General features: G+C 73.7%; 18 protein-coding genes. 8 read left to right on the plus strand and 10 right to left on the minus strand.

Annotated features, from left to right (window positions below):
• The first annotated feature begins 41 nt into the window (after positions 1-41).
• The gene (locus I003_RS0110445; RefSeq protein WP_027771472.1) at positions 42-962 is read left to right on the plus strand and encodes an aminoglycoside phosphotransferase family protein; all 921 of its coding nucleotides are present in this window, start codon (positions 42-44) and stop codon (positions 960-962) included.
• Positions 963-1,054: 92 nt separating this feature from the next.
• Positions 1,055-2,947, plus strand: a complete 1,893-nt coding sequence (locus I003_RS0110450) for a penicillin-binding transpeptidase domain-containing protein (RefSeq protein WP_027771473.1) — start codon at positions 1,055-1,057, stop codon at positions 2,945-2,947.
• Here I003_RS0110450 and I003_RS0110455 read toward each other — a convergent pair.
• The 7 genes from I003_RS0110455 to I003_RS0110485 all read right to left on the minus strand — a co-directional run bounded on the left by I003_RS0110455 (position 2,944) and on the right by I003_RS0110485 (position 11,314).
• Complete coding sequence (locus tag I003_RS0110455) at positions 2,944-4,671, minus strand: proline--tRNA ligase (protein ID WP_027771474.1); 1,728 nt, start codon at positions 4,669-4,671, stop codon at positions 2,944-2,946. The genes I003_RS0110450 and I003_RS0110455 overlap by 4 nt on opposite strands.
• A gap of 81 nt (positions 4,672-4,752) precedes the next feature.
• Positions 4,753-5,286 (minus strand): GNAT family N-acetyltransferase, encoded by a 534-nt coding sequence (locus I003_RS0110460; protein WP_027771475.1) that lies wholly within the window; start codon positions 5,284-5,286, stop codon positions 4,753-4,755.
• 135 nt (positions 5,287-5,421) lie between these two features.
• Positions 5,422-6,267, minus strand: a complete 846-nt coding sequence (locus tag I003_RS0110465; protein ID WP_027771476.1) for a GNAT family N-acetyltransferase — start codon at positions 6,265-6,267, stop codon at positions 5,422-5,424.
• Between the two features lie 62 nt (positions 6,268-6,329).
• Positions 6,330-7,484, minus strand: coding sequence for a flavodoxin-dependent (E)-4-hydroxy-3-methylbut-2-enyl-diphosphate synthase (gene ispG, locus I003_RS0110470; RefSeq protein ID WP_037720583.1), 1,155 nt, complete (start codon positions 7,482-7,484; stop codon positions 6,330-6,332).
• A 240-nt stretch (positions 7,485-7,724) separates the two neighbouring features.
• Positions 7,725-9,041 (minus strand): site-2 protease family protein, encoded by a 1,317-nt coding sequence (locus tag I003_RS0110475; protein ID WP_027771478.1) that lies wholly within the window; start codon positions 9,039-9,041, stop codon positions 7,725-7,727.
• Positions 9,042-9,071: 30 nt separating this feature from the next.
• On the minus strand, positions 9,072-10,331 hold the full coding sequence (dxr, locus tag I003_RS0110480) for a 1-deoxy-D-xylulose-5-phosphate reductoisomerase (protein ID WP_027771479.1): 1,260 nt from the start codon (positions 10,329-10,331) through the stop codon (positions 9,072-9,074).
• 17 nt (positions 10,332-10,348) lie between these two features.
• Positions 10,349-11,314, minus strand: a complete 966-nt coding sequence (locus I003_RS0110485) for a sulfite exporter TauE/SafE family protein (protein WP_486584171.1) — start codon at positions 11,312-11,314, stop codon at positions 10,349-10,351.
• A 146-nt stretch (positions 11,315-11,460) separates the two neighbouring features.
• Between I003_RS0110485 and I003_RS0110490 the strand changes: the two genes are divergently transcribed.
• Entirely contained in the window at positions 11,461-12,252 is a 792-nt protein-coding gene (locus I003_RS0110490; RefSeq protein ID WP_027771481.1) for a metalloregulator ArsR/SmtB family transcription factor, read from the plus strand.
• 57 nt (positions 12,253-12,309) lie between these two features.
• Here the strand turns inward: I003_RS0110490 and I003_RS0110495 are convergent, their stop codons facing one another.
• The gene (locus tag I003_RS0110495; RefSeq protein ID WP_027771482.1) at positions 12,310-14,268 is read right to left on the minus strand and encodes an acyl-CoA dehydrogenase family protein; all 1,959 of its coding nucleotides are present in this window, start codon (positions 14,266-14,268) and stop codon (positions 12,310-12,312) included.
• Between the two features lie 618 nt (positions 14,269-14,886).
• Between I003_RS0110495 and I003_RS0110500 the strand changes: the two genes are divergently transcribed.
• Both I003_RS0110500 and I003_RS0110505 read left to right on the plus strand, forming a co-directional pair.
• Positions 14,887-16,335: an aldehyde dehydrogenase family protein gene (locus I003_RS0110500; protein ID WP_027771483.1), complete on the plus strand. Its 1,449-nt coding sequence runs from the start codon at positions 14,887-14,889 to the stop codon at positions 16,333-16,335.
• A 178-nt stretch (positions 16,336-16,513) separates the two neighbouring features.
• Positions 16,514-17,812, plus strand: a complete 1,299-nt coding sequence (locus tag I003_RS0110505; RefSeq protein ID WP_027771484.1) for a phospholipase D-like domain-containing protein — start codon at positions 16,514-16,516, stop codon at positions 17,810-17,812.
• A gap of 58 nt (positions 17,813-17,870) precedes the next feature.
• Here I003_RS0110505 and I003_RS0110510 read toward each other — a convergent pair whose 3' ends face one another.
• Both I003_RS0110510 and I003_RS0110515 read right to left on the minus strand, forming a co-directional pair.
• The gene (locus tag I003_RS0110510; RefSeq protein ID WP_027771485.1) at positions 17,871-19,787 is read right to left on the minus strand and encodes a PucR family transcriptional regulator; all 1,917 of its coding nucleotides are present in this window, start codon (positions 19,785-19,787) and stop codon (positions 17,871-17,873) included.
• Positions 19,788-20,034: 247 nt separating this feature from the next.
• Positions 20,035-22,296 carry a hypothetical protein gene (locus I003_RS0110515; RefSeq protein ID WP_199784271.1) on the minus strand — a complete coding sequence of 754 codons (2,262 nt, stop codon included), beginning with the start codon at positions 22,294-22,296 and terminating at the stop codon, positions 20,035-20,037.
• Positions 22,297-22,593: 297 nt separating this feature from the next.
• Between I003_RS0110515 and sigJ the strand changes: the two genes are divergently transcribed.
• From sigJ to I003_RS0110530, 3 genes are all read left to right on the plus strand, one after another.
• A complete protein-coding gene (gene sigJ / locus I003_RS0110520; RefSeq protein ID WP_027771487.1) occupies positions 22,594-23,490 on the plus strand; it encodes an RNA polymerase sigma factor SigJ in 897 nt (298 codons plus the stop codon).
• Positions 23,491-23,783: 293 nt separating this feature from the next.
• Entirely contained in the window at positions 23,784-25,142 is a 1,359-nt protein-coding gene (gene gabT / locus I003_RS0110525; protein WP_027771488.1) for a 4-aminobutyrate--2-oxoglutarate transaminase, read from the plus strand.
• Entirely contained in the window at positions 25,139-26,002 is an 864-nt protein-coding gene (locus I003_RS0110530) for a phosphatase PAP2 family protein (protein ID WP_027771489.1), read from the plus strand. The genes gabT and I003_RS0110530 overlap by 4 nt, the downstream gene beginning before the upstream one ends.
• Positions 26,003-26,012 lie beyond the last annotated feature (10 nt).

The raw sequence follows: 26,012 nt of genomic DNA on the forward strand, positions 1-26,012 counted from the left end.
CCGCCCGCCCCGGACTGACGCAGCAAGAGGACACCGCCCGTATGGCAACTGCACCGCAGTACCGGCCCGAGCCGCCGGAGCGCCTGGTGCGCCACGTCTCCGCCCACGGCGACCCGGGCCGCGCCTGGCTCGCGGGGCTGTCCGGGCTGGTGGACGGCCTGCTGCGGCGCTGGGGACTGACCGCGGAGCGGGTGCACGCCCCCGGCGGCCGGACCAGCATCCTCGTCCTCGTACGGCAGGAGGACGGTACGCCGGCCGCGCTCAAGGTCGCCTACGAGCCGGAGCGCATCGCGGCGGAGCAGTGCGCGCTGGAGCACTGGAACGGCGTCGGAGCCGCCCGGTTGCTGCGCGCCGACGCCGCCTCGGGGGCGCTGCTGCTCGAACGGCTGCAGGCGGACGTCAGCCTCCGCTCGCTGGCGGAGGCCAAGGCGCAGTTGGAGGCGGCGGCGACGCTGCAGCGGCTGTGGACCGTGCCGCCCGCGGGGCACCCGCTGCCGACGGTGGCGGAGCACACCGGGCGGCTCGCGGAGCACCTGCGTGAGCTGCGCGACGAGGCGTACGCCGGGCTGGTCGACGCGGCGCTGGAGCGTCGCGAGGCACTGCTCGGCGACCGGGCGGCGGCGGGGCCGGACGTACTGCTGCACGGCGACTACCACCAGGGGCACGTGCTGGCCGCCGAGCGGATGCCGTGGCTCGCGGTCGGGCCGCGCCCGCTGGTGGGCGAGCGGGCGTACGACCTGGCCTGGCCGGCCCGCGACCGCGTCGACACCCTCGTGGCCGCGCCGGGCGCGGCGGCGGCGACGCGGCGGCGGCTGACGAAGCTGGCGGACTCCCTGGACGTGGACCGCGACCGGCTGCGGGACTGGACGCTGTTCCGCTGCGTCGCGACGGGCGTGACGGCCCTGGCCCGCGGCGACCGCAACGGCGGCGAACTCCACCTGGAGTACGCGGGCTGGCTCTGACCGCTCCGGCACCGCCGGCAGCGGCCGACCGCCGTTCACGGAGGGCCTGTTGGCGTCCCCGCTGCGGTGCGCGGACGGCCTAGGATGCCCGCATGGATCTGGCTCCGCCCTCGCGCATACGGTCCCGCTGGGCCCTGATCGCCGGGGCCGTCGTGGTCGCGGCCGGGGTACTGGCCGGAAGCATCGCGTACGTGACGGGCGGCGGCGACGACGCCGCCGATGCGCGGGAAGCGGTACGTGCGTACACCGCCGCCTGGGCACGCGGCGCCGAGGAGGAGGCCGCGGGCCGCACCGACCGCCCCAGGGCCGCCGCCGACCTGCTGGACTCCGTCCGCCGCGGGCTGGAACCCCGGGACGTGCGGGTGTCCCTGGAGGACGCGGAGAAGGGTGCGAAGGGCACGTACACCGTGCCGTTCTCCGTACGGATGCGGCTGCCCGGCTTCGGTGCCTGGGAGTACGAGACCCGCGCGGTGGCCCTGCCCCCGGACGGCGCATCCGCCGACGGCTGGCGGGTGCGCTGGCAGCCCCGGCTCGTCCACCCCGCGCTGCGCCGCCACCAGACCCTCGTCACGACCGAGCAGCGCGCGGAGCGCGCGCCGATACTCGCGGCCGACGGCTCCGAACTGGCCGGCGACGCCACGGTGTGGGCCGTCTCGATCTGGCCCGCCAAGCTGTCCGACCCCGACCGCGCGTACGCCGTCCTGGCCGACCCCGGGCTCGGTGCGGACCTCGACGTCCCGCGGCTGGAGAAGCGCGTGGCCGCCGCGGAACCGGACGAGTCCGTTCCTGTGGTGACGCTGCGGGATGAGGTCTACCGCAAGCACCGCGAGAGGCTGCTGGCCGTCCCCGGGCTGCAGTTCGTCGACTCCGAGCAGCCCGTCGCCCATCTGGCCCGCTCCCTGGTGGGCGCGGTCTCGCCGGACACCGACAAGGGCTCCTCTGCGCTGCAGGCGCGCTACGACAAGCGGCTGTACGCCGCGCCCGGCGGCGAGGTCGTGATCGCCGACCGGGCCACCGGCGCGCCGGTGCGCACGCTGGCCCGCAAGAAGCCGGGCACGGGCAAGCCGGTGCGCACGACGATCGACCCGGGGATGCAGCGCGCCGCGGAGGAGGCGGTCGCCGGGCTCGGCAAGAGCGCCTCGATCGTCGCACTCGACCCCCGTACGGGCCGGGTACTGGCCGTCGCCGACAGCCCGGACTCCGGCGAGAGCCGCGCGCTGACCGGCCGCTTCCCGCCCGGCTCCACGTTCAAGACGGTCACCGCCGCCGCGCTCATCGACGGCGGCCTCGCCCCCGGGGACCGCGTGGGCTGCCCGGCGACGGCGAACGTCGCGGGGCAGCGCTTCGAGAACCAGGACGAGTTCGACCTGCCCTCCGGCAGCACCTTCGCCGAGGCGTTCGCGCAGTCCTGCAACACCGCCTTCGTCGGGCTGCGCGACGAACTCGGCGAACAGACCCTGACCCGGACGGCACGCGCCTTCGGCATCGGCGGCACGTGGCAGGTCGGCGCGGCGACCTTCGACGGCAGCGTGCCCCCGGCCGAGGGCGACAACGACAAGGCGGCGGCCATGATCGGTCAGGGCCGGGTGGAGGCGAGCCCGCTGGTGATGGCGTCGGTGGCGGCGACCGTCAAGGACGGCCGGTTCCGGCAGCCGGTCCTGGTGCCGGACGCGGTCGACGAGCCGTACGAGGCGCCGGAGAAGCTCGACGCGCGCACCTACGAACGGCTGCGCGGGCTGATGCGCGACGTCGTCACCGAGGGCTCCGGCTCGGCGCTCCGCGGCCTTCCCGGCCTGCCGCACGCCAAGACGGGCACCGCCGAATTCGGCACGGAGAGCCCGCCTCGCACCCATGCGTGGATGATCGGCTATCTGGAGGGCGCCGACCTCGCCTTCAGCGTCCTCCTGGAGGACGGCGGGTCGGGCGGCAAGGACGCGGGCCCGGTGGCCGCGGACTTCCTGCGCGCCGTGACCGACGCCGGCTAGCGCCCGGGCCCGTACCCCGCCGTCAGCCGCGCCAGCGCCTCGTCCACCGGCAGCTCCTCGCGCTCCCCGGTGCGGCGGTCCTTCAGCTCCACCACGCCGTCGCCCGCGCGCCGCCCCGCGACCAGGATCTGCGGCACCCCGATCAGCTCGGCGTCGGTGAACTTCACGCCCGGCGACACCGAGGCCCGGTCGTCCACCAGCACCCGCACGCCCGCCGCGCCCAGCTTCTCCGCCAACTCAAGCGCCAGCTCCGTCTGCTTGGCCTTGCCCGCGGCGACGATGTGCACGTCCGCCGGGGCCACCTCGCGCGGCCAGCACAGCCCCAGCTCGTCGTGCGTCTGCTCGGCGAGCGCGGCGACGGCCCGGGAGACCCCGATCCCGTACGACCCCATGGTCACCCGCACCGGCTTGCCGTCCTGGCCGAGGACGTCCAGCTCGAAGGCGTCGGCGTACTTCCGGCCGAGCTGGAAGATGTGGCCGATCTCGATGGCCCGGTCCAGCTCGATACCCGAGCCGCAGCGCGGGCAGGGGTCGCCGGGCTCGACGACGACCACGTCGAGATAGCGGTCGACCTCGAAGTCGCGGCCGCACACCACGTTGCGCGCGTGCGAGTCGGGCTTGTTGGAGCCGGTCACCCACGACGTGCCCGGGGCGACACGGGGGTCCGCAAGGTAGCGGAACGCCTTGCCGGCCATGCCCTGCGGGCCGACGTACCCGCGCACGAGGTCGGGGCGGCCGGCGAAGTCCTCGGCGGTGACGACCTCGACCTCGGCCGGGGCCAGTTGCTCGGCGAGCTTGCCGAGGTCCACCTCGCGGTCCCCGGGCACGCCTACCGCGGTAATCTCGCCGTCGACCTTCACCAGCAGGTTCTTCAGCGTCGCGGACGCGGGGACGCCCAGGTACGCGGCGAGGGACTCGATCGTCGGCGTGTCCGGCGTGTCCAGCTCCTCGACCGGTGGGTGCGCGTCGGCGTCCGCCGGCACCACCGTCGTCGTCAGCGCCTCGGTGTTCGCCGCGTACCCGCAGGAGGGGCACTGCACATACGTGTCCTCGCCCGCGGCGGCGGGGGCGAGGAACTCCTCGCTGGCCGAGCCGCCCATGGCACCGGAGACGGCGGAGACGATCCGGAAGTCGAAGCCGAGCCGCTCGAAGATCCGCTGGTACGCCTCGCGGTGCAGCCCGTAGGAGGCCGCCAGGCCCTCGTCGGAGGTGTCGAAGGAGTACGAGTCCTTCATGTGGAACTCGCGGCCGCGCAGCACGCCCGAACGGGGCCGGGCCTCGTCCCGGTACTTGATCTGGATCTGGTAAAGGATCACGGGCATGTCCTTGTAGGACGAGCACTGGTCCTTGACCACCTGGGCGAACAGCTCCTCGTGCGTGGGACCCAGCACGTAGTCGACGCCCTTGCGGTCCTTGAGCGCGAAGAGCAGGTCGCCGTACTCCTCGGCGCGGCCCGTCGTCTCGTACAGCTCGCGGGGCAGCAGCGCCGGCAGCAGCACCTCCTGGCCGCCGATCGCGTCCATCTCCTCGCAGACGACCCGCGCCACGTTCTCCAGGACCCGCTTGCCGAGCGGGAGCCACGTCCACACCCCGGCCGACGAGCGGCGGACATAGCCCGCGCGGACGAGCAGCTTGTGGCTCGCGGTCTCGGCGTCGGCGGGGTCGTCGCGCAGCGTCTTGAGCATCATCCGGGACATGCGCTGAACATGGCTGTGCTGGCTCATGCCCCGGACTCTAGCGCCGTCCGCGGGCCCGCCGGAAATTCGTCCGCGGAAGCTGTGGACAACTCGCCGGTTGTGGACAACTCAGCGCAGCAGCGGCAGCTCCGCCCCCATCACCACGTACGGGCTGGGAGCGCCGGGGAAGAGCACGCGGCGGGCGAGGTCGCGGTAGCCGAGCTGCCGGTACAGGTGGCGTGCGGGACTCTCCACGTCGATCGCCGAGAGCAGGCTCCTGGGCTCCGCGGCGGTGTCGGTGATGCGGGTGATCAGCTCGCGGCCGATGCCGCGCTTCTGGAAGGCGGGATGCACGTGGAGTTCGGTGATGACGAAGCTGTCGTCGAGCCAGCGGTCCTCGCCGACGGCGCGCAGATACGGCTGGACGACGGTGGACCACCAGTAGACGCGGTTGTTCGGCATGCCGTAGACGAATCCGGCCAGCCGGCCCGTGCCGGTGGTGGCGCCCAGCGCGCGGGCGCCCGCGTTGGTCATGTGCCGCAGCACGACGTGGCGGCGGACGGCGATCTCGTCGTCGGTGAGCCCGAAGGCGACGGCCTGTACGGCGAGCGCGTCGTCCACGCGGGCGGCGAGGTCGAGGGGGCCGACGACGACGTCATCCATGGCTGCGCACCCTACCCTGCGCCGCCGGGCCGCCGGTCCACTCCCGCGGCCACGCCCCCGGCACGATCCCGAACGCCGCGGGCACGACGCCGTACGAACCCCCGCCGGGCGCGCCCGGCCCCGCGGACAGAGCGCTCAGAACAGCACGCTCATGAACGCCCCGACCTCGCGGAAGCCCACCCTGCGGTAGGCCGCGCGGGCCACCGTGTTGAAGTCGTTCACGTACAGGCTGACCACCGGCGCCACCTCGCGCAGCGCGTACCGCAGGACCGCCGCGAGACCCGTTTCCGACAGCCCGCGCCCACGGTGCTCCGGCGCCACCCACACGCCCTGGATCTGGCACGCCTGCGCCGTCGCCGCGCCGATCTCCGCCTTGAAGACGACCTCGCCGTCCTCCACGCGCGCGAAGGACCGGCCGCCGCCGACCAGTTCGGCGACCCGCGCCTGGTACAGCAGCCCGCCGTCGCCGGCGAGGGGCGAGATGCCGACCTCTTCGGTGAACATCGCCACGCACGCCGGCATGATCAGGTCCATCTCGTCCTTGCGGATGCGGCGGACCAGAGGGTCGGGCTCGACGTCCGCGGGCACCGAGGTGGTGACCATCAGGGGCTGCCGGGCCCGCACCTCGCGTGCGGGCCCCCAGACGGGCTCCAGCAGGGACCACAGCTCGCCGGTGGGTCCGGCGGGGCCGACGATCGAGGAGCAGCGCCGGCCGGCGCGCCGGGCGCGCTCCGCGAAGCCGCGCACGGCCTCGGGGGTGGCACAGACGGGCACGAGGTTGGCGCCGGCGTAGCAGAGGGACTCCAGCCGCCCGCCCGCGTACCAGCCCCACAGCTCGCCGCCGAGCCGCCAGGGGTCGAGCCCCGCGACGGCGACGCGGGAGGCGACGAACGCGTTGGCGACCGGTTCGCGGTCGAGCACGGCGCGCGCGGCGTCGAGCTCCGCGGGCTCCAGCAGCCGTGTGGTGGTGGTCGTCAACACAGCGGCACTGTACCTGTGTGCGCGCCCGCCCGCTTCCTGCGGGTACGTACCGTGCCCGGTGGTCAGCCGACGGTGACCTCCGGCTCGCCGGAGGCGGCGCCGTCGGCCTCCATCCGGTCGGCGATCTTCATCGCCTCCTCGATCAGCGTCTCGACGATCTTCGACTCGGGCACGGTCTTGATGACCTCTCCCTTGACGAAGATCTGGCCCTTGCCGTTGCCGGAAGCGACGCCGAGGTCGGCCTCGCGGGCCTCGCCCGGGCCGTTGACGACGCAGCCCATGACGGCGACGCGAAGCGGCACCTCCATGCCGTCCAGGCCGGCGGTGACCTCGTCCGCGAGCTTGTAGACGTCGACCTGGGCGCGGCCGCAGGACGGGCAGGAGACGATCTCCAGCCGGCGCTCGCGCAGCCCGAGGGACTCCAGGATCTGGATGCCGACCTTGACCTCCTCCACCGGCGGGGCGGAGAGGGAGACGCGGATGGTGTCGCCGATGCCGTCGCCGAGCAGCGAGCCGAAGGCGACGGCCGATTTGATGGTGCCCTGGAAGGCGGGGCCCGCCTCGGTGACGCCGAGGTGCAGCGGGTAGTCGCACTGGGCGGCAAGCTGCCGGTAGGCGTTGACCATGACGACCGGGTCGTTGTGCTTCACCGAGATCTTGATGTCCGTGAAGCCGTGCTCCTCGAACAGCGAGCACTCCCACAGCGCGGACTCGACCAGCGCCTCCGGGGTGGCCTTGCCGTACTTCGCGAGCAGCCGCCGGTCGAGCGAGCCGGCGTTGACCCCGATCCGGATGGGGGTTCCGGCGGCGGAGGCCGCCTGGGCGATCTGCTTCACCTGGTCGTCGAACTTCTTGATGTTGCCCGGGTTCACCCGGACCGCGGCGCAGCCGGCGTCGATCGCGGCGTAGACGTACTTCGGCTGGAAGTGGATGTCCGCGATGACGGGGATCTGCGACTTCTCGGCGATCACGGGCAGGGCGTCGGCGTCGTCCTGCGTGGGGCAGGCCACCCGGACGATCTGGCAGCCGGAGGCCGTCAGCTCGGCGATCTGCTGGAGGGTGGCGCCGATGTCGGAGGTGCGGGTGGTGGTCATCGACTGCACGGAGACCGGTGCCTCGCCGCCGACAGCGACGGTCCCGACCTGCAGCCTGCGACTCGCCCTGCGCTCGGCCATCTTCAGCGGAACGGACGGCATACCCAGCGAAACGGCAGTCATCTGGCGGCAACCCCTGTTGTACGGATCATGGCCCCCACCGGATGAGGGCCCGGCTACCGAGATTACGGCACCCCCGCGCCGCGCCGCGGCCGGTCCCGCGATGGCCACCGGAAGTGTCGACAAACCGGCACCGGACGTTTACCGCGGGCTCCCGGCTCCTCGACCCCGCGTGGGGCGGGCCCGGGCAGGCGGCGGGGCGGGCGCGTACGCGGTGGCACGCGCCGGGCTCCGCCGCCCCGGTCAGCCCGTGAGCTTCACCGGGTTCACCACGTCCGCGACGAGCACCAGCAGGGTGAAGCAGATGAACATCCCCGCGACGACGTACGCCACCGGCATCAGCTTCGCGACGTCGAACGGCCCCGGGTCGGGTCGCCGGAAGACCCGCGCGAACGCGCGCCGCACCGACTCCCACAGCGCCCCCGCGATGTGCCCGCCGTCCAGGGGCAGCAGCGGCAGCATGTTGAACAGGAACAGCGACAGGTTGAAGCCGGCCACCAGCAGCAGCATCGACGCCACCCGCTGCTCCGGCGGGATGTCGAGGTTCAGCACCTCGCCGCCGACCCGGGCCGCGCCGACGACCCCGACCGGCGAGTCCTCCTGGCGCTCCTCGCCCTGGAACGCCGCGTTCCACAGGTCGGGGACCTTCGACGGCAGCGCAATGAGCGCGTCGAAGCCGTTGACCACCATGTCGCCCATGCGGTCGACGGACTGGCCGAAGTCCTGCCTGACCACGCCGGTGGCCGGCGTGAAGCCGAGGAAGCCGGCCTTGACGTACTCGCCGTCGACGTAGCCACCGTCGCCGTCGCTCTTGCTGACGGTGTTCTCGGTGAGCGTGGGGTGCAGGTCGACGCGCTTGCCGTCGCGCTCGACGGTGACGGTGGCCGGGCCGATGGTCTCGCGGATGCTGTTCTGCAGGGTCTCCCAGTCGTCGACCGGGCGGCCGTTGAACGCCACGATCTCGTCACCGCGCTCCAGGCCGGCCTTCTTCGCGGGCGCGGTGGGGTCGCCCTCCCGGCACTTGCGGTCCGGGTTCTGGGCGACCGACTCGGCCTTGATCACGCAGTCGGACACCGAGCCGACGGTCGTGGTCTGGGTGGCGATACCGAACGTCATCATCACGCCGACGAACACCACGACGGCCAGCACCAGGTTCATGAACGGCCCGGCGAACATCACGATGACCCGCTTCCACGGGGCCCGGGTGTAGAACAGCCGCTTCTCGTCGCCGGGCTTCAGCTCCTCGTACGCCGCCTGCCGCGCGTCCTCGATCATCCCGCGGAACGGCGAGGTGGAGCGCTGCTGCACCCGCCCGTCCTCGCCGGGCGGGAACATCCCGATCATGCGGATGTAGCCGCCGAGCGGGATCCACTTGACGCCGTACTCCGTCTCCCCCTTCTTGCGGGACCACATCGTCGGGCCGAAGCCGACCATGTACTGCGGGACGCGGATGCCGAACATCTTGGCCGTGCTGAGGTGGCCGAGTTCGTGCCAGGCGATGGAGACCAGGAGCCCGAAGGCGAAGACGACGATGCCGAGGATCGTCATGAGTGTCGTCATGGGCGCACCTTCGTCATCAGTTGTCCGTCGTCACTTGTCGTGCTGGTCGGCCGGCAGCCCGGCCAGCTCCCTGGCCCGGGCACGGGCCCAGGTCTCGGCTTCAAGGACGTCCGCGACCGTCAGCCGGGTTCCCGGACCCTCCGTGCCGTGTTCCGCGACGACCTGGCTGACCGTGTCCATGATGCCAAGGAACGGGAGCCCGCCGGTGAGGAAGCCGTCGACGCACTCCTCGTTCGCCGCGTTGAAGACGGCCGGGGCGGTGCCGCCCAGGGCGCCGACATGGCAGGCGAGCGGCACGGACGGGAAAGCCTTCTCGTCGAGGGGGAAGAACTCCCAGGTGGCGGCGGCCGACCAGTCGAAGGCGGGGGCCGCGTCCGGTACCCGGTCCGGCCAGCCCAGCGCCAGCGCGATCGGCATCCGCATGTCGGGCGGGCCGGCCTGGGCCAGCGTGGAGCCGTCGGTGAACTCGACCATGGAGTGCACGGAGGACTGCGGGTGGACGACGACCTCGATGCGGTCGAAGGGCACGTCGTACAGCAGGTGTGCCTCGATGACCTCCAGGCCCTTGTTGACCAGGGTGGCGGAGTTGACGGTGACGACAGGGCCCATGTCCCACGTGGGGTGGGCGAGGGCCTGCTCCGGGGTGATGTCCGTCAGCTCCTCGCGGGTACGGCCGCGGAACGGGCCGCCGGAGGCGGTGACGAGGAGCTTGCGCACCTCCCCGCGGGCGCCGCCGAGCAGGGCCTGGTAGAGAGCGGAGTGCTCGGAGTCCACGGGCACGATCTGGCCGTGCCGGGCCACTTCCCTGACCAGCGGGCCGCCGACGATCAGCGACTCCTTGTTGGCCAGCGCCAGCGTCCGGCCGGCCCTGAGGGCGGCGAGCGTGGGCGCGAGGCCGATGGAGCCGGTGATGCCGTTGAGTACGGTGTGGCACTCCCCGGCGGCGAGCTCGGTGGCGGCGTCGGGACCCGCCAGCACCTCCGGCAGCGGTTCCCCGGGCCCGTACCGTGCCTTCAGCGCGTCGCGCAGCTCGCCGGCCTTGTCGGCACGGGCCACCGCGACGCGGCGTACCCGGAGCCTGTGCGCCTGCTCGGCCAGCAGCTCCACCCTCCCGCCCGCCGCGGACAGGGCGGTGACCCGGAACCGGTCGGGGTTGCGCACCACGATGTCGACGGCCTGGGTGCCGATCGAGCCGGTCGAGCCGAGGACGACGATGTCTCGGGGGCCGTCGGCGGCGGGCGCGGGACGCAGGTGCGGATCGGCCAGCGGAGCGGCAGGGGTGTCGGTCATCGCCCTATTGTGACCGCTCAGTGTCGCCGTGGAGCAGACGCCCTCTCGATACCGTCCGCCGGCGGCTCGCCCCCCGGTTCGCCGTCCACCGCCGGGGCACCTGCCGGGGCGGCCGCGGGCTGCGGGCCGCGGGTGCGGCTGCTGAGCACGGCGTACCCGGCGAGCACGACGCAGGCGGGGACGATGACGGTTTCGGGCACGTGCACCAGGGACAGCCCGGTGGCCAGCAGGATGATCGCCAGCACCCAGCGCAGCACGGCGCCGGGGGCGCGGGTGGAGAGCACGGCGCCGACGAGTACGCCGGGGATGGCGCCGAGGAGCAGCACGACGGCGAGCCCGAGGCTGGCGTCGCCGACGATGAAGTGGCCGGCCGCGGCGGCGGCGACGATCGGGATGGCCTGGACGAGGTCGGTGCCGACGAGGTGGTTGGCCTTGAGCCGGGGGTGCACGAGCATCAGCATCACGATGATCAGCGAGCCCGAGCCGACCGACGTCATGCCGACGACGAGGCCGCCGACGAGCCCGATGAGCAGCGTGGCCACGGGCCGTACCGGGACGTGGGCGTCCTCGGTGTCCTCGCCGTCGCGCGCGGCGCGCCGCCGGTCCAGCCACATCCGGGCGAGCATGCCGGTGACGGCGAGCAGCAGGGCCGCGCCGATGACGATCTTCACCCGGCTCTGCAGGTCCTCGCCCTCGCCGAGGAACTGCAGCAGAAAGGCGCCGCAGAACGCGGCCGGCACCCCGGTGGGCAAGAGCCAGCGCACCACGTCCCAGCGGACGGTGCCGGCCTTCTGGTGCACGGCTGCGCCGAACGGCTTCATGAACACCGAGGTGGTGAGGTCGCTGCCGATGGCCTGCGTGGGGTTGACCCCGAAGACCGTCACCATGATGGGGGTCATGAGTGCGCCGCCGCCCATGCCCGTGAGGCCGACCATGCAGCCAACGAGGGCTCCGGCCACGACCATCGACCACGAAAAGTCCATAGACATCGATACTAGGGATTTCCTATCGGGATGCTAGGGATAGCCTTCTGCCATTTTCGCCCGCGGACGGTGAGCTGCGCCACTCGACGGATCCGCCTTGACAGGCAACCAAATGGTTGCCAATCTGACGGGCAGAGGTGGTGACCGTGGACGACGTCTTCCGGGCGCTCGCCGACGGCAGCCGCAGAGAGCTGCTGGACCGCCTCAACGAGCGGAACGGCCAGACCCTGCGGGAGTTGTGCACGGGGCTGGAGATGAGCCGGCAGGCGGTGAGCAAGCACCTGGCGGTGCTGGAGTCCGCCGGTCTGGTCACCGCCGCACGGCACGGCCGGGAGAAGCTGCACTACCTCAACCCCGTGCCGATCCACGAGCTGGCCGACCGCTGGATCGGCCGGTACGAGCGTGGGCGCCTCACGGCGCTGTCCACGCTCAGACAAGCGTTGGAAGGACACCCTGTGAACAAGCCCGCGTTCGTCTACACGATCTACATCAACACCACCGCCGAGCGGCTCTACGAGGCGCTGACGACGCCCGAGTTCCTGAAGCAGTACCACGGCGGCTGGGCGCCCCGCTCCGACTGGCGGGCCGGTTCCACCGTCTACTGGCCCCTTGAGGAGAACGGCGAGCCCCAGGACCTGGGCCAGCGCGTCCTGGTGGCCGAGCCCGGCAAGCGGCTGGTGTACACCTGGCACACGCTCCAGCCCATGCACCAGGAGATGCTGGGCATGTCCGACGCGGAGTTCGCGGAGGCCCGCACGGAACGCTCGCAGGTCGCCTTCGACATCGAGCCGGCGGAGATCCCGCAGTTGGGCGTGAAGCTGACCATCACGCATGACCACTTCGACAGCCCCGAAAGCAAGATGCTGGAGAGCGTCGGCGGCGGCTGGATCATGCTCGCCTCGCAGCTCAAGTCGATCCTGGAGCGGCAGCCTGCCTGACGGCCGGGCACGGGCGAGCGCACCGGCACGGGTGCCGGTGCGCTCGCCCGTGCGGCGCTAGCGGATGGGCCGGTGCAGGTTGGGCTTCTTGGCCGGGCCCGGCTCCGCCTCGGCGATCCACGGGCCGTCGCCGGACGGGTCGACGATGCCCTCCTCCAGCCACGTGTACGCGTCGTCCAGCACCCGCCGCACCACCTTGCGGTCCAGGTCGTCGGTGTTCGTCCACAACCGGCCGAAGAGCTCCTCGACCCGGATGCGGGCCTGCCGGCAGAAGGCGTCGGCCAGCTCGTACGCCTCCTTGCCGTGCCCGCCGCGGCCGGGGGCGGTGCGCAGCATCTCGGCCCGTACACACGCGGCGCTCATCGCGAACAGCTCCGCTCCGATGTCCACCACCCGGCCGAGGAACCCCTGCTTGGTCTCCATCTTCCCCTGCCAGCGGGACATCCCGTAGAACGTCGAGCGCGCCAGCCGGCGGGCGTTGCGCTCGACGAAGCGCAGGTGGGCGGAGAGGTCGCGGTGCCCGGGCGGGTGGAACTCGCCGTACGTCCGCGGCACCTGCCCCTTGCCCGCGACCAGCTTCGGCAGCCAGCGGGCGTAGAAGCCGCCGGCCCGCGCGCCCGCGCGGGCCTTCTCGGAGAGGTTCTTCTGCGGGTCGATGAGGTCGCCGGCGACCTTGAGGTGGGCGTCCACCGCCTCGCGGGCGATGAGCAGATGCATGATCTCGGTCGAGCCCTCGAAGATCCGGTTGATCCGCAGGTCCCGGACGATCTGCTCGGCCGGGATCGACTTCTCGCCGCGGGCGGCGAGCGACTCGGCGGTCTCGTAGCCGCGACCGCCGCGGATCTGGATCAGCTCGTCGGCGATGAGGCTGGCCATCTCCGAGCCGTAGAGCTTGGCGAGCGCGGCCTCGATGCGGATGTCGTTGCGGTCCTCGTCCGCCATCTGCGACGACAGATCGAGCACCGCCTCCAGCGCGAACGTCGTCGCCGCGATGAAGGAGATCTTCGAGCCGACGGCCTCGTGCCTGGCGACGGGCCGGCCCCACTGCTCGCGGGCGGCACCCCAGCCGCGGGCGATCTTCAGGCACCACTTGCCCGCGCCCACGCACAGCGCGGGCAGCGACAGGCGCCCGGTGTTGAGGGTGGTCAGCGCGATCTTCAGGCCGGAGCCCTCGGGGCCGATGCGGTTGGCGGCGGGAACGCGCACCTGGTGGAAGCGGGTGACGCCGTTCTCGATGCCGCGCAGGCCCATGAACTGGTTGCGGTTCTCCACGGTGACGCCGTCGGCGGCGGCCTCGACGACGAACGCCGTGATGCCGCCGCGGTGCCCCTCCGTCTTCGGCACCCGCGCGGTGACGACGAGCAGGTCGGCGACGACGCCGTTGGTGGTCCAGAGCTTGACGCCGTCGAGCAGGTAGTCCGCGTCGGGCCCGTCGCCGTCGGGGACGGCGGTGGTGGCCAGCCGGGCGGGGTCGGAGCCGACATCGGGCTCGGTGAGCAGGAACGCGGAGATGTCGGTGCGGGCGCACCGGGGCAGGAACTCCTCCCGCTGCTCCTCGGTGCCGAAGAGCTTCAGCGGCTGCGGCACGCCGATCGACTGGTGCGCCGAGAGCAGCGCGCCGATGGCGGGGCTCGCGGTGCCGACGAGGGCGAGGGCCTTGTTGTAGTAGACCTGCGTGAGGCCGAGACCGCCGTACTTCCGGTCGATCTTCATGCCGAAGGCGCCGATCTCCTTCAGCCCGCGCACGGTCTCGTCGGGGATCAGCGCGTCGCGCTCGATCCGGGGCCCGTCGATGTGCGTCTCGCAGAAGTCGCGCAGCTTGGCGAGGAACTCCTCGCCCCGCTCGACGTCCGCGGGGGCGGGCTCGGGGTGGGGGTGGATGAGGTCGAGGCGGAAGCGGCCGAGGAACAGCTCCTTGGCGAAGCTGGGTTTGCGCCAGTCCTGCTCGCGTGCGGCCTCGGCGACCTCCCTGGCTTCCTTCTCGGAGACGGACGGCCGTGTGGATGATGCGGTCATGAGGAACTCACCTCGCCGCTGCGTAGGGGTTACCAGCCGGTGCTACTTGTGCGTATGTACCCGATTCGGCCGGATGACACCACCCCGTGCGCGCCAATCGGGTGCCCGCACGCCGTCTGCGCCCCCGCACGGCCGCCTCCCGGCGCCCGCAGGGCCGCTCCCCGGGCACCGTGCCGGCGCTTTCGCGCGCCGCCCGTCGCCCTCCAGGGGCTCCGCCGCAACCCCTCCGGCCTCCCGCACAGCCCTCTGCTCTCCGGGCTCCCCGCCTCTCCCCGCACGCCCGCCCAAGGGTAGGCTCCCCCACCGACAAGATCACCCGGCCGGCTGCGCTCCGGGCGCGCGTCACGGGCCACAGCGTGCCCCGCCCGGTAGCCCGGCCTTCCGCTGCCTGTCCCGGCCCGCGACCCACGCGACAGAGGACCGGCAGAGGGCCGGCAGAGGGCCGGCAGAGGGCCGGCAGCCCGGCCCGTATCCCCGTGCCGCGCCCCCTCGCCGCCCTACCCTGCCGTCGCGTAGCGACGCGCCCGCCGAGTGCTACGCGCCGGACAACGCACCCTGCCCCGCCGACCGCCTACCGTGGGCAGCAGAGGTACTTGCACTCTCCGGAGGGACTCTGCCGTGACTTCCACACAAGCGTTCTGGCTCGCCGGCCGGCAGGCGACCGGCGAGGACACCCTAGACGTCACCTCGCCCTGGGATGGCCGCAAGGTCGGCACGGTGAGCATCCCCACCGACGCCCAGATCGAGGAGGCCGTCGCCGCCGCCCACGCGGTGAAGGACGAGTTCGCCGCCACCCCCGCGCACGTGCGCGCCGCGGCGCTCGACCATGTGACCAAGCAGATCGCCGCGCGCTCCGAGGAGATCGCCCGGCTGATCTCCGCCGAGAACGGCAAGCCGATGAAGTGGGCCCGCGGCGAGGTCGGCCGCGCCGTGTCCACCTTCCGCTTCGCCACCGAGGAAGCCCGCAGGTGGAACAGCGGCAGCGGCCAGCGGCTCGACACCGACCCGGGCGGGGCAGGCAGGCTGGCCTTCACCCGGCGCTTCCCGTACGGCCCGGTCCTCGGCATCGCGCCGTTCAACTTCCCGCTGAACCTGTGCGCCCACAAGGTCGCCCCGGCCCTCGCCGTCGGTGCCCCGATCATCCTCAAGCCCGCCCCCGCCACCCCGCTGTCGGGGCTGCTGCTGGGCGAGCTGCTGGCGGAGACCGACCTGCCGGCCGGGAGCTGGAGTGTGCTGCCGGTGCCGAACGACCGGATGCCCGACCTCACCGAGGACGACCGGCTGCCGATCATCTCCTTCACCGGCTCCGACAAGGTCGGCTACGCGATCCTGGAGGCCGTCCCCGGCAAGCGCGTCACCCTGGAGCTGGGCGGCAACGGCGCCGCCGTCGTCCTGGCCGACTACGCCTCCGAGGCCGACCTCGACCACGCCGCGCGGCGGATCGGCACGTTCGCCAACTACCAGGCGGGCCAGTCGTGCATCTCCGTCCAGCGTGTGATCGCCGACGCCTCGGTGTACGAGCGCCTGGTGCCCAAGATCGTCGAGGCCGTCGAGTCGCAGGTGACCGGCGACCCGGCGGACGACGCCACCGACGTCGGCCCGATGGTCAGCGAGGCCGCGGCCCAGCGGCTGGAGTCGTGGGTCGAGGAGGCCGTGGGCGCCGGTGCGCGGGTGCTCACGGGCGGCAAGCGGGACGGTGCGTCGTACGCGCCGACCGTGCTGACGGACGTGCCGGGCGGGGTGAAGATCTCCCGCGAGGAGGCGTTCGGGCCGGTGGTGACGGTGCAGCGGGCGGACGGCGAGGAGGCCGCGTTCGCGGCGGTCAACGACTCGAAGTACGGCCTGCAGGCGGGCGTGTTCACGCACGACCTGCAGTGCGCCTTCCGGGCCCAGCGGGAGCTGGAGGTCGGCGGCGTGATCGTCGGCGACGTCCCGTCGTACCGGGCGGACCAGATGCCGTACGGCGGCGTGAAGCGCTCCGGCGTGGGCCGCGAGGGCGTGCGGTTCGCGATGGAGGACTACACCTACGAGAAGGTCATGGTCTTCACGGGCCTTGACGCGCTCTGACCACACCCCGCACCGACGGCGGCCGCAGGACCCCCGGGACACCCGGGGGTCCTGCGCGTTTCAGCCAACCCGGGAATAACTACGAATTAATCAGTGACAGGCCCCTGACAAGGAAGGGCCCGGCCTCTAGATTGCTCGGCGACCGCCAACACCCAGGCTCCCAGGGGGGATTCACCACATGAGACGCATACGCGCCCGGCGGCGCGCGGGCGTGGCCGCCGTCCTGCTCTCGCTCACCGCGACACTCGTCTCCGGCGCCACGGCCGCCGAGCCGGACCCCGGGATGCAGACCGCCGCCCGCCCCGCCGCCGTCGCCAAGCCCGTCATCAACGGCCCCGTCTTCAACGACCCGCTCGGCTCCGCCGCCGAGCGCAGCGCCGTCTTCACCCAGCTCATCGCGCTCATCGACGCCACCCCCGCCGGCCAGACCATCCGCGCCTCGGTGTTCGAGCTGGAGGACTCGGCCGTCGCCGACGCCCTCATCGCCGCCCACGGCCGCGGGGTCGCGGTGAAGCTGATCGTCGACGACAACACCCGCGACAAGGGCAGCGCCGCCTGGACCTCGCTGCGCGCGGCGCTGGGCACGGACGACACCAGGGCGTCGTGGATCGTGGTCTGCGACGACCGGTTCGAGGACCCCGGCGAGGACAACGTCCAGCGCGGCTGCCTGCCGACCCCGCCGCCGGGACCCGCGTACAACCACAACAAGTTCTTCGTCTTCACCAGGGTCGGCCCCTTCGACGACGGGACCGCCTACGACAAGGTCGTCTTCCAGTCCTCCTCCAACCTCAACGACTGGTACAAGAACGAGTCGTACAACGACGCCGTGACCTTCACCGACGCCACGGTCCACGACGGCTACGCCACGTTCCACGAGGACCAGCGCCGGCTGCGCCACTCGGCGACCGGCGACAACACGTACTACTGGTCCACTCCCACCGGCTCCGCCTACCGCGCGTTCTTCTTCCCGCGCGGCGACTCGAACTACGGCAACCCGGCCACCGACACCATCGTCAACGCCCTCGACGAGGTGACGTGCGCGTACACCGGCACGGACGGCAAGCGGCACCAGACCGACATCCGCATCGCCATGTTCCAGTTCCTCGGCTCCCGCAAGCAGGTGGCCCAGAAGCTGGCCGAAAAGCGCGCCCAGAACTGCTGGGTCGACGTCGTGTACAGCGAGGGCGACGCGACGGTCGAGGGCATCCTCGACGACGCGGGCATCCAGCGGCAGTACTGCAACTTCAACAACGGCCCGGGCATCGACGTGCGTACGCACACGAAGTTCTGGCTGCTGGACGGCGACTACAACGGCAGCATCACACCGCGCGTGTACACCGGCAGCCACAACTGGACCGGATCAGGGCTCCGCTCCGCGGACGAGGCGATGGTGAGGATCACGAGCGCCGACTACCACGCGAAGTACCTGTCGTACTTCTACAAGATCCGCGACACCTGCAAGGCCCGTACGCCGTGAGCAGCCCGCGGCCGGCCCGGGGCACGTGCACCCCCGGGCCGGCCGCCGGGGCCGCGCCCTACGCCTTGAGGGCCAGCCACAGCTCCATCCGCGTGTCCGGGTCGTCGAGCGAGCGCCCGAGGATCTCCTCGACCCGCCGCATCCGGTAGCGCAGCGTGTGCCGGTGCACGCCGAGGTCGGCCGCCGCCGCGTCCCACTGCCCGTGCCGCGACAGCCACGCCCGCAGCGAGGCGACGAGGTCGCCGCGGCCCCGCTCGTCGTGCTCGCGCAGGGCGCGCAGCGTCCCGTCCGCGAACGCCTGCACCGCGTCGTCCGCCAGCAGGTCGACCACCGAGCCCGCCGTGACGTCCTCGTGCTCCACCAGCACCCGGCCGCGCCGCCGCGCCACCGACAGCGCCTGCTCGGCCTGCTTGTACGCCACCGTCGCCACCGCGGGCCCCGCCGGCGCCGACACCCCGGCGACCAGCGGCAGCGTCCCCTGCCCCGCGCCGGACCCGCGGGCCTGCCCCACCGCACCCGGGTGCGCGGCCTCGACCCGCCCGGCGTGCTGCGCGACCGCCTCCGCGACCGCGCCGCCGTCCGGGGCCAGGACCACCAGCCGGCCGGCGTCGGGCACCGCGAGGAACGTCTCGCCGGACCCGGCCGCGGCGGCGTCCAGCGTGTCGGCCAGCTCCCCCAGCGCCTCGGGCAGGGGCTCCGGGTCGCCCTCGCCCACCGGGGCCACCGGAGAGGCGGCCTCGGCGACGAGAAGGCGTACGGGCGCGTCCAGGAGCCCTCCGTACAGCGGTCCGGCGACCGCCCGCGCGTGGTCGGGCTGGCCGGCGAGCAGCAGCCGCAGCACGGCGGTGCCGAGGCGCTGCTCGGCGGCGGAGAAGGCGCTGGAGCGCTCGGTGACGAGGGTGAGGAGGGAGACGGCCGCGTGGACGGCGTAGCGCTCGGCGGGGGCGAGCTTGCCGCCGGTCCCGACGGCGAGCACGCCGCAGCAGCGGCGGCCGGAGCCGAGGGACTGCAGCTCGACGCGGTCCTCGGCGGCCTCGGCGGCGGCGCGCGGGGGGTGGTCGGCGAGCGCGCGGTCGGCGCCGGCCCGGTCGGCACCGGGCACGTCGGCGGAAGCACCGCCGGAGGAGCCGGTACCGGAAGGAGTGGCGCCGGAGGAGGCGGCACGGGAGGGAGGAGCGCCGGACGGGCCACCGCCCGGGGAAGACGGGGCGCCGCCGGAAGAAGCAGCGAGGGCGGGAGCATCCGGCGCGGCGCCGCCGGCCGGGTCCGTCGCCGCCCCCTCGGTGCCCGCGTCCCGTGCCGCGGCCTCCTCCGCGCCCTCCGGCTCCCCGGCCGGTACGCCCGCCACCACCGCGCTCGCCGGCGCGGGCCGCCGCCGCAGGCGCGCCACGTCGCCCTTCAGCGCCTCCGCCCGCCCCGCCGCCCGGGCCGGTGAAACCGCGAGCACCTCGCCCGCCGTGTCGTACAGCGCCGCCCAGCCGCGTACGTGCGCCGCGAGCCGGCCGACGACCGTCGCCGGGCCGTCCGCGCCCAGCGCCGCCCGCGTCAGATCCCGCTGCGCCTCGAAGCCCCGGGTCAGCGCCCGGTACTGGTCGGCGGCGATGGCCGCCGAGACCACCTTGGAGATGGCGATGAACGGCGTCGTCCGCGGCACCTCCAGCAGCGGCACCCGCGCCTCGCGGGCCGCCGTGAGCAGCGCCTCCGGGACCGTCTCGAAGTTCACGCCGACCCCGAACCCGACCCCGACCACACCGGCGTCGGCCAGCCGCCGCATGTAGCGGCGCATGGCGTCGGCGTCCTCGGCGTCGAGCTTGAGCGCGGTGGTGAGGATCAGCTCCCCGCCTTCGAGGTACGGCACGGGGTCGATCAGCTCACTGGTCTGCGCCCAGCGCACGGCCACGCCCAGATCGTCCGTGCCGGTGAGCACGGAGAGCTTGAGGGTGGGATGACGGACGAGGGAGGCGAGCGTGGGCATGGCACCTTCTGGCTGCTGCGGCGGCGGGGCCGCCGTGCTGTTCGTTCCTTGACTGCGCGACCGCCTCGGCCGGGCCGGTTCGTACACGACCGGCCCCTGACCGCCCCCGTCCGACCACGACCGGTGCACTGCCCCGCCGGGGTCCGACGATCCACACCGCCTCCGCCCTTCGCGGAGGTCTCCGACCGCTTGCAGACTGCCGCTCTGTCTTACGCCGCTCCGTATGAACGGCTTTGGCCATTGTGCCTCAGTGGTGCAAGTTGACGAGCACCGGAGGCGTCCGCTCACCGCCCACGGTCGTCACGGAGAGCACCGCGTGCCCGGGCGGGAGCGTGTTCGCCAGCTCCGAGGCCGACCAGCGCTCCCGCTGCACCCTGCGCACCGTCACCGAGCGGCTCGTGGCTTTCGTACCCGTGAAGACCTGCCGTACCCATCTGACCAGCCGCCGGATCAGCCCGCCGGATGATTTCGGGACATGCGTGACGTCCTCCGTCTCGACCCACTCCGCGCCCCACGCGTCCGCGAAGTGCCGGCCGTCCCAGGTGCTGACGCCGGTCAGCACCATCCGGCAGCCGACCGCGGCCAGCAGCGGGCCCCGCACCGGCTCCGCCACGTCGGCCATGCCGTGCAGCCCGAGCACCACGCCGGCGTGCGCGGCGCGCAGCCGGCCGATGGCCCGTACGGACTCGGGACTGGCGGTGCGCGCGGCGTCGTCGAGGACGAGGGCGGCGAAGAGGGAGCGGTCGGTGCGGGCCGGGACGGCGGCGGTGAACTGGGCGAGGAGCAGCCGGGCCAGCACGCGCGACGCCTCGGCGTGCGTACCCTCCGGCAGCACGATCCGTACCCGCATCGGGTGCTCCAGCGCGCGCATGGAGAACTGGCGGCCGCGGCCACGGGTGTCGAAGAACCGCGCGAAGGCGGGGCGGTCCAGCACCGCGAGCCGGGCGGCGAGGAGGGCGCCGACGTCGCCGGGGCGGGAGAGCTGGCGCTCGCGGGCGTCCAGCTCGCGGAGGGCGGCGGCGGCGCGGTCCGCGGCGTTGATGCCGGCGTGGGTGCCGGCGTCGATGCCGATATCGGTGCCGGTGTCGGAGTCGATGCCGATGTCGGTGGCGGAGGGGCCGCCGGGGGCCGCCGCGACGGCGGCGCAGTCGCGCCGCAGGACGGCGAGGGCGGCGCGGTCGCCGTCGAGGAGCCCGCGCAGCTCGGCGACGCCGGGGAAGGAGCCGTACGCCGTCTGGTAGGCGCCGATGAGCTGACCGAGGGCGGTGACGGCCGGCCGGCTGTGCGCCCAGTCGGCCTCCTCGCCCCCGAGCAGGGCCTCGGCGAGCAGGGCGGCGGCCTCGTCGGGGTCGGCGGTGCCGCCATAGAGGTCGAGGTCGTGGGGGGAGGAGGGATCACCGAGGCGGATGACGACGTCGTACGCGTCCTCGTCACCGGGCGGCGCGCCGGCGGCCCCGGCGACGACGACGGCGGCCCGGCCGGCGAGGGCCTGCAGGCAGAGCAGCTCGGCGACGGGGCCGGTGACGCGGTCGGCGACCACGTTGCCGGCGGGGCCGACGGCGAGTAACCCGGTGCCGAGGACCCCGGCGTCGAGGGCGACGCCGCCGCCGCGGTAGACGTGCGGGTTGCGCTTGTCGTCGGGGGCGGCGCCTATGCGGACCTGGCCGGTGACGAGGTCGTGCAGGTACGCGCGCCGGCCGATGTCCCGCAGCCCGGAAGGGTGCGGGCAGGCGGCGGGCCCGTCACGGCGCACGGAGTCGGCGAACGCGCGCAGCCGCTCGGGGCGGGCCCGTACGGACTCCCAGGCCCGCGTGATCCGCGCCAGATCGACGTCGTTCATCCCCCCGGCCCGCGCGGCCCCACCCAGCACCTCGGCCTCCCCCACAAGCCCGGCAGCCCGCAACTCGGGCCACGCCACGGGATCTTCCGCCTCGGCGTCCTCCGGGTCCCCGTCGGGCTGCGGTGAGCTGAGGACGGGCTGCAGGAAGCGTGTCCACACCTCGCGCCACCGGCCGAGGCGGCCGAAGACATATCCGAGCAGCGTGAGGAACAGCCCGTAATAGATGTATCCCGCGAGGACCATCGGACGGGACCCCCGCCAGGCGTCCAGAGTGATCCAGTCGAACGGCCACAGCCAGAATTCGATGACTCCGTTCCAGCACAGCGACCACACGATCAACCCGCTGAGCAGCGCAAGCGCGGCACCGCCGAGCAGTTGCCGGTCGGAGGCCCGGTCCGGGTCTTCGGGCGGCCGGGGTACGTGCCCGTACCGCCAGATCCCCGGCTCGACCTCCGGCCGCGGCGTGCGCATCCACTGGACGAACGGGTTCTCCCACGCCCCGGCCCCGCCACCCGCCACGGCTCCGGGCCGCGTCTCCGTTCTCCCTCCCCGCGACTGCGACGGCACCGCGGGGCCGATGGGCGGCTGCGCGGGCCACGCGGGACGACGGGGCCGATCCCCGTGCTCCGGTCCCGAATTCCGCGGCCCGAACCGGCCGTCCTCGCCCATGTTGCGCTCTTTCCTTCCTCGGGGCCCGGTCCCGTCCCCGGTGCCGGCCCCGGCCTTGCGTTCCTGTGCCCCGTCCGGGGCCGGGCGGCAACTCCGCGCCGTCCCGCCCAACTTAGCGCGTGCCGCCCACCGACCCGGTGCCCGTCCGGGGGACGCGTCAACCGTTCCCCGTGCGCTCACGCGCGCCCCCCGCGGTCACACATCCGCCCGGTGTGTCGTCCTCAGAGCATGGGAATCCTCACTTCCGCACCCCCGCCCGTCGACCGCCCAGGCCACCTCGCGAAGGAGGCGATGAGCATGCCGCATCACGACAATCTCGCCCAGGCGTTCGAGGACGAGCGGCCCCGGCTGCTGCGGGTGGCGTACTCCACCACCGGCTCCCTCGCCGAGGCCGAGGACTGTGTGCAGGAGTCCTGGCTGCGGCTGCGCCGGGTGCCCGACCCCGGTGCGATTCGCGATCTGCGCGGCTGGCTCACCGCCACCGTCGGGCGGCTCGCGCTCGACGCGCTCGGCAGCGCCCGTTTCCGGCGCGAGCGGTACGTGGGCACCTGGCTGCCGGAGCCGCTGGTGGAGCAGGCCGGGGGCGTCGGGACCGATCCGGCCGAGCAGGTGACGCTCGACGAGTCGGTGAGCATGGCCCTGCTCGTGGTGCTGGACGAACTGTCCCCCGCACAGCGCACCGCCTTCCTCCTCCACGACGTCTTCGGCATGCCCTTCGGCGAGGTCGCCGAGGTCGTCGGCCGCTCCCCCGCCGCCGTGCGCCAACTGGCCTCCCGGGCGCGGCGGCAGATCGAGCAGAGCCGTCCGCACTCGCCCGCTCCGCGGGCGGAGCAGTCGCGGCTGGTGCGGTCGTTCGCCGCCGCGTGCCGGGAGGGCGACCTGGAGGGGCTGGTACGGCTGCTCGATCCGGAGGTGGCATGGCGCGGGGACGGGGGCGGGCTGGTGTCGTCGCTGCCCGGTGTGGTGCGGGGCGCGGAGCGGGTGGCGCGCGGGCTGATCGCGTTCGGCCGCGGGCCGATGCCGCCCGGCACGATGCACGTGGCCACCGTCAACGGGGCCGCCGGGCTGGTGTTCTACACGCCGGGGGGCGAGGTGTCGGTGGCCTCGTTCACCGTGGGCGGGGGGCGGATCACAGCGATCGACGTGCAGCGCAACCCGGAGAAGCTGAGGTCGCTCCGCTTCCGGGGGGCGTAGGCGCCCGTACGGGGGCCGGGTGGGCGTCCCCACGGGCCCGGAGCCCGGCCCGTACCGGGGCGGGGCGGGGCCCGCGCGAGGCCCGCCCCGCGCCGTACGCCCGCCCCCGCTCCGCCGTACGCCCGCGCCGCCCTCGCCGTACGATCCCCGTGTTTGCCCAGCTCACCCGCTCCCTGTCCACCGTGGACAAAGCGACACGGCACACCGCTCCCCCGCGGAGCATGCCCCCGCCCGGTGCCCGGCCCTAGCCTGCGAGGGAGAACATCGTCGTCCGGACCCGGAGGAGATCCCCCATGACCAGCGCTTCCGCCACCGCAGGCGCCGCGCTCCCCCAGGAGCGGCGGCTTGTCACCCCGATCCCGGGGCCGAAGTCCGAGGAGCTGATGGCGCGCAAGCACGGCGCCGTGGCGCAGGGCGTGGGCACGGTGATGCCCGTCTTCGCCGCCCGTGCCTCCGGCGGCGTCGTCGAGGACGTCGACGGCAACCGGCTCATCGATTTCGGCGCCGGCATCGCCGTCACGTCCGTCGGCAACAGCGCCGAGGCCGTCGTCCGCCGCGCCTCCGCGCAGTTGGCCGACTTCACGCACACCTGCATGATGGTCACGCCGTACGAGGGCTACGTGGAGGTCTGCGAGCAGCTCGCCGAGCTGACCCCGGGGGACCACGCCAAGAAGTCGGCGCTCTTCAACTCCGGCGCCGAGGCCGTGGAGAACGCCGTCAAGATCGCCCGGTCGTACACCGGCCGCCAGGCCGTCGTCGTCTTCGACCACGGCTACCACGGGCGGACGAACCTCACCATGGCGCTCACCGCCAAGGACATGCCGTACAAGCACGGCTTCGGCCCCTTCGCGCCGGAGATCTACCGCGTGCCCGTCGCCTACCCCTACCGCTGGCTGACCGGCCCCGAGAACTGCGCCGAGGAGGCGGCCGCGCAGGCCGTCGACATGATCAGCAAGCAGGTCGGCGCGGAGAACGTGGCGGCGATCGTCATCGAGCCGATCCTCGGCGAGGGCGGCTTCATCGTGCCGGCGCCGGGCTTCCTGCCGCGGATCGCGCAGTTCGCGAAGGACAACGGCATCGTCTTCGTCGCGGACGAGATCCAGTCCGGCTTCTGCCGTACGGGCCGCTGGTTCGCCTGCGAGGAGGAGGGCATCGTCCCCGACCTCGTCACCACCGCCAAGGGCATCGCCGGCGGGCTGCCCCTCGCCGCGGTCACCGGCCGCGCGGAGATCATGGACGCCCCGCACGTCGGCGGCCTCGGCGGCACCTACGGCGGCAACCCGGTGGCGTGCGCCGCCGCGCTCGGCGCCATCGAGACGATGCGCGAGCTCGACCTGAACGCCAGGGCCCGGCGCATCGAGGAGATCATGAAGGGCCGGCTGACCGCGCTCAAGGAGAAGCACGACGCCATCGGCGAGGTGCGCGGGCGGGGTGCGATGCTGGCCATCGAGCTGGTCAAGCCGGGGACGAAGGACCCCGACCCGCAGCTCACGGCGGCGCTGGCCAAGGCGTGCCACGCGGAAGGGCTGTTGGTGCTGACCACCGGGACGTACGGGAACGTGATGCGCTTCCTGCCGCCGCTGGTGATCGGCGAGGATCTGCTGGCCGAGGGGCTGGACATTCTGGAAGGGGCGCTCTCGCGGAACGCGTGAGGCAGGCGGTACGGGCACGGCGCACCCCGCGCCGGCAGGCGGTGCGGGGTGCGCGGCGGGCACCGGAGCCCGCGCCGCGGCGCTGGACCGTCGCGGTGTGGGCACTCCTCGGCTGCGCCGTGCTGTACGGGGTGCTCGCCTGGCAGGTCGCGGTGGACGGGCCGGTGCGCGAGCTGGACGAGCGCACCGGCCCCGCGCTGGCGCGGCACGCCCCGCCGGGTGCGGAGCTGCTGGCCGATCTGGGCGGGGTGGTCGTGGCGCTGCCGGTGCTGGTGGCGGCGATGCTGTACGCGGTGTGGCGTACGCCGGTACGCGCCGGGGCGCCGCCCGCCAGCGGGGCACGGACCGCGACCGCTCCCGTACACCGCGGCACGCACGGACTCCTCCGTCTCCCGCACCGCCTCCTGCGCCGCGTCCCCGCCGCCGCCCGGGTGCCGCTGCTCGCCGGCGCCGCCGCGTTCGCCGTCCTGCCCGCCGTCGTCCTGCCGCTGAAGTCCGCGCAGGCCCGGCCGGGTCCGAAGGGCCCGCTCGCCGACGACTACGCCGGATTCTTCCCCTCCGGCCACTCCACCACCGCCGCGGTCGCCTACGGCGCCGCCGCGCTGCTCCTGCTGCCGCTGCTCCGCTCCCGCGCCGCCCGGCGGCTGCTGGTCGGCGCGGCGGGGGCGGCGGTGGCGGGAACGGGGGCGGGGCTGGTGTGGCGGGAGTACCACTGGCCGCTGGACGTGGTGGCGGGTTGGTGCCTGGCGGGGGTGCTGCTCGCGGGCTGCTGGTACGGGGCCGCCCGGCTCGCCGTGTACGCCGCGGCACGTGTCGTGGCGGCCCGGCCGGACCGCCTCCGCCGGCCGCGCCGCCCGTAGCGTCCGGGCC

It is taken from the genome of Streptomyces sp. CNQ329, assembly GCF_000482585.1.

Coding starts and splice junctions, on each gene's coding strand:
- I003_RS0110450 (WP_027771473.1), top strand. CDS start 1,055: ATGGATCTGGCTCCGCCCTCGCGCATACGGTCCCGCTGGGCCCTGATC.
- I003_RS0110510 (WP_027771485.1), bottom strand. CDS start 19,787: ATGCCCACGCTCGCCTCCCTCGTCCGTCATCCCACCCTCAAGCTCTCC.
- dxr (WP_027771479.1), bottom strand. CDS start 10,331: ATGACCGACACCCCTGCCGCTCCGCTGGCCGATCCGCACCTGCGTCCC.
- I003_RS0110515 (WP_199784271.1), bottom strand. CDS start 22,296: ATGGGCGAGGACGGCCGGTTCGGGCCGCGGAATTCGGGACCGGAGCAC.
- I003_RS0110445 (WP_027771472.1), top strand. CDS start 42: ATGGCAACTGCACCGCAGTACCGGCCCGAGCCGCCGGAGCGCCTGGTG.
- I003_RS0110475 (WP_027771478.1), bottom strand. CDS start 9,041: ATGACGACACTCATGACGATCCTCGGCATCGTCGTCTTCGCCTTCGGG.
- sigJ (WP_027771487.1), top strand. CDS start 22,594: ATGCCGCATCACGACAATCTCGCCCAGGCGTTCGAGGACGAGCGGCCC.
- I003_RS0110505 (WP_027771484.1), top strand. CDS start 16,514: ATGAGACGCATACGCGCCCGGCGGCGCGCGGGCGTGGCCGCCGTCCTG.
- ispG (WP_037720583.1), bottom strand. CDS start 7,484: ATGACTGCCGTTTCGCTGGGTATGCCGTCCGTTCCGCTGAAGATGGCC.
- I003_RS0110455 (WP_027771474.1), bottom strand. CDS start 4,671: ATGAGCCAGCACAGCCATGTTCAGCGCATGTCCCGGATGATGCTCAAG.
- I003_RS0110460 (WP_027771475.1), bottom strand. CDS start 5,286: ATGGATGACGTCGTCGTCGGCCCCCTCGACCTCGCCGCCCGCGTGGAC.
- gabT (WP_027771488.1), top strand. CDS start 23,784: ATGACCAGCGCTTCCGCCACCGCAGGCGCCGCGCTCCCCCAGGAGCGG.
- I003_RS0110495 (WP_027771482.1), bottom strand. CDS start 14,268: ATGACCGCATCATCCACACGGCCGTCCGTCTCCGAGAAGGAAGCCAGG.
- I003_RS0110485 (WP_486584171.1), bottom strand. CDS start 11,314: ATGGACTTTTCGTGGTCGATGGTCGTGGCCGGAGCCCTCGTTGGCTGC.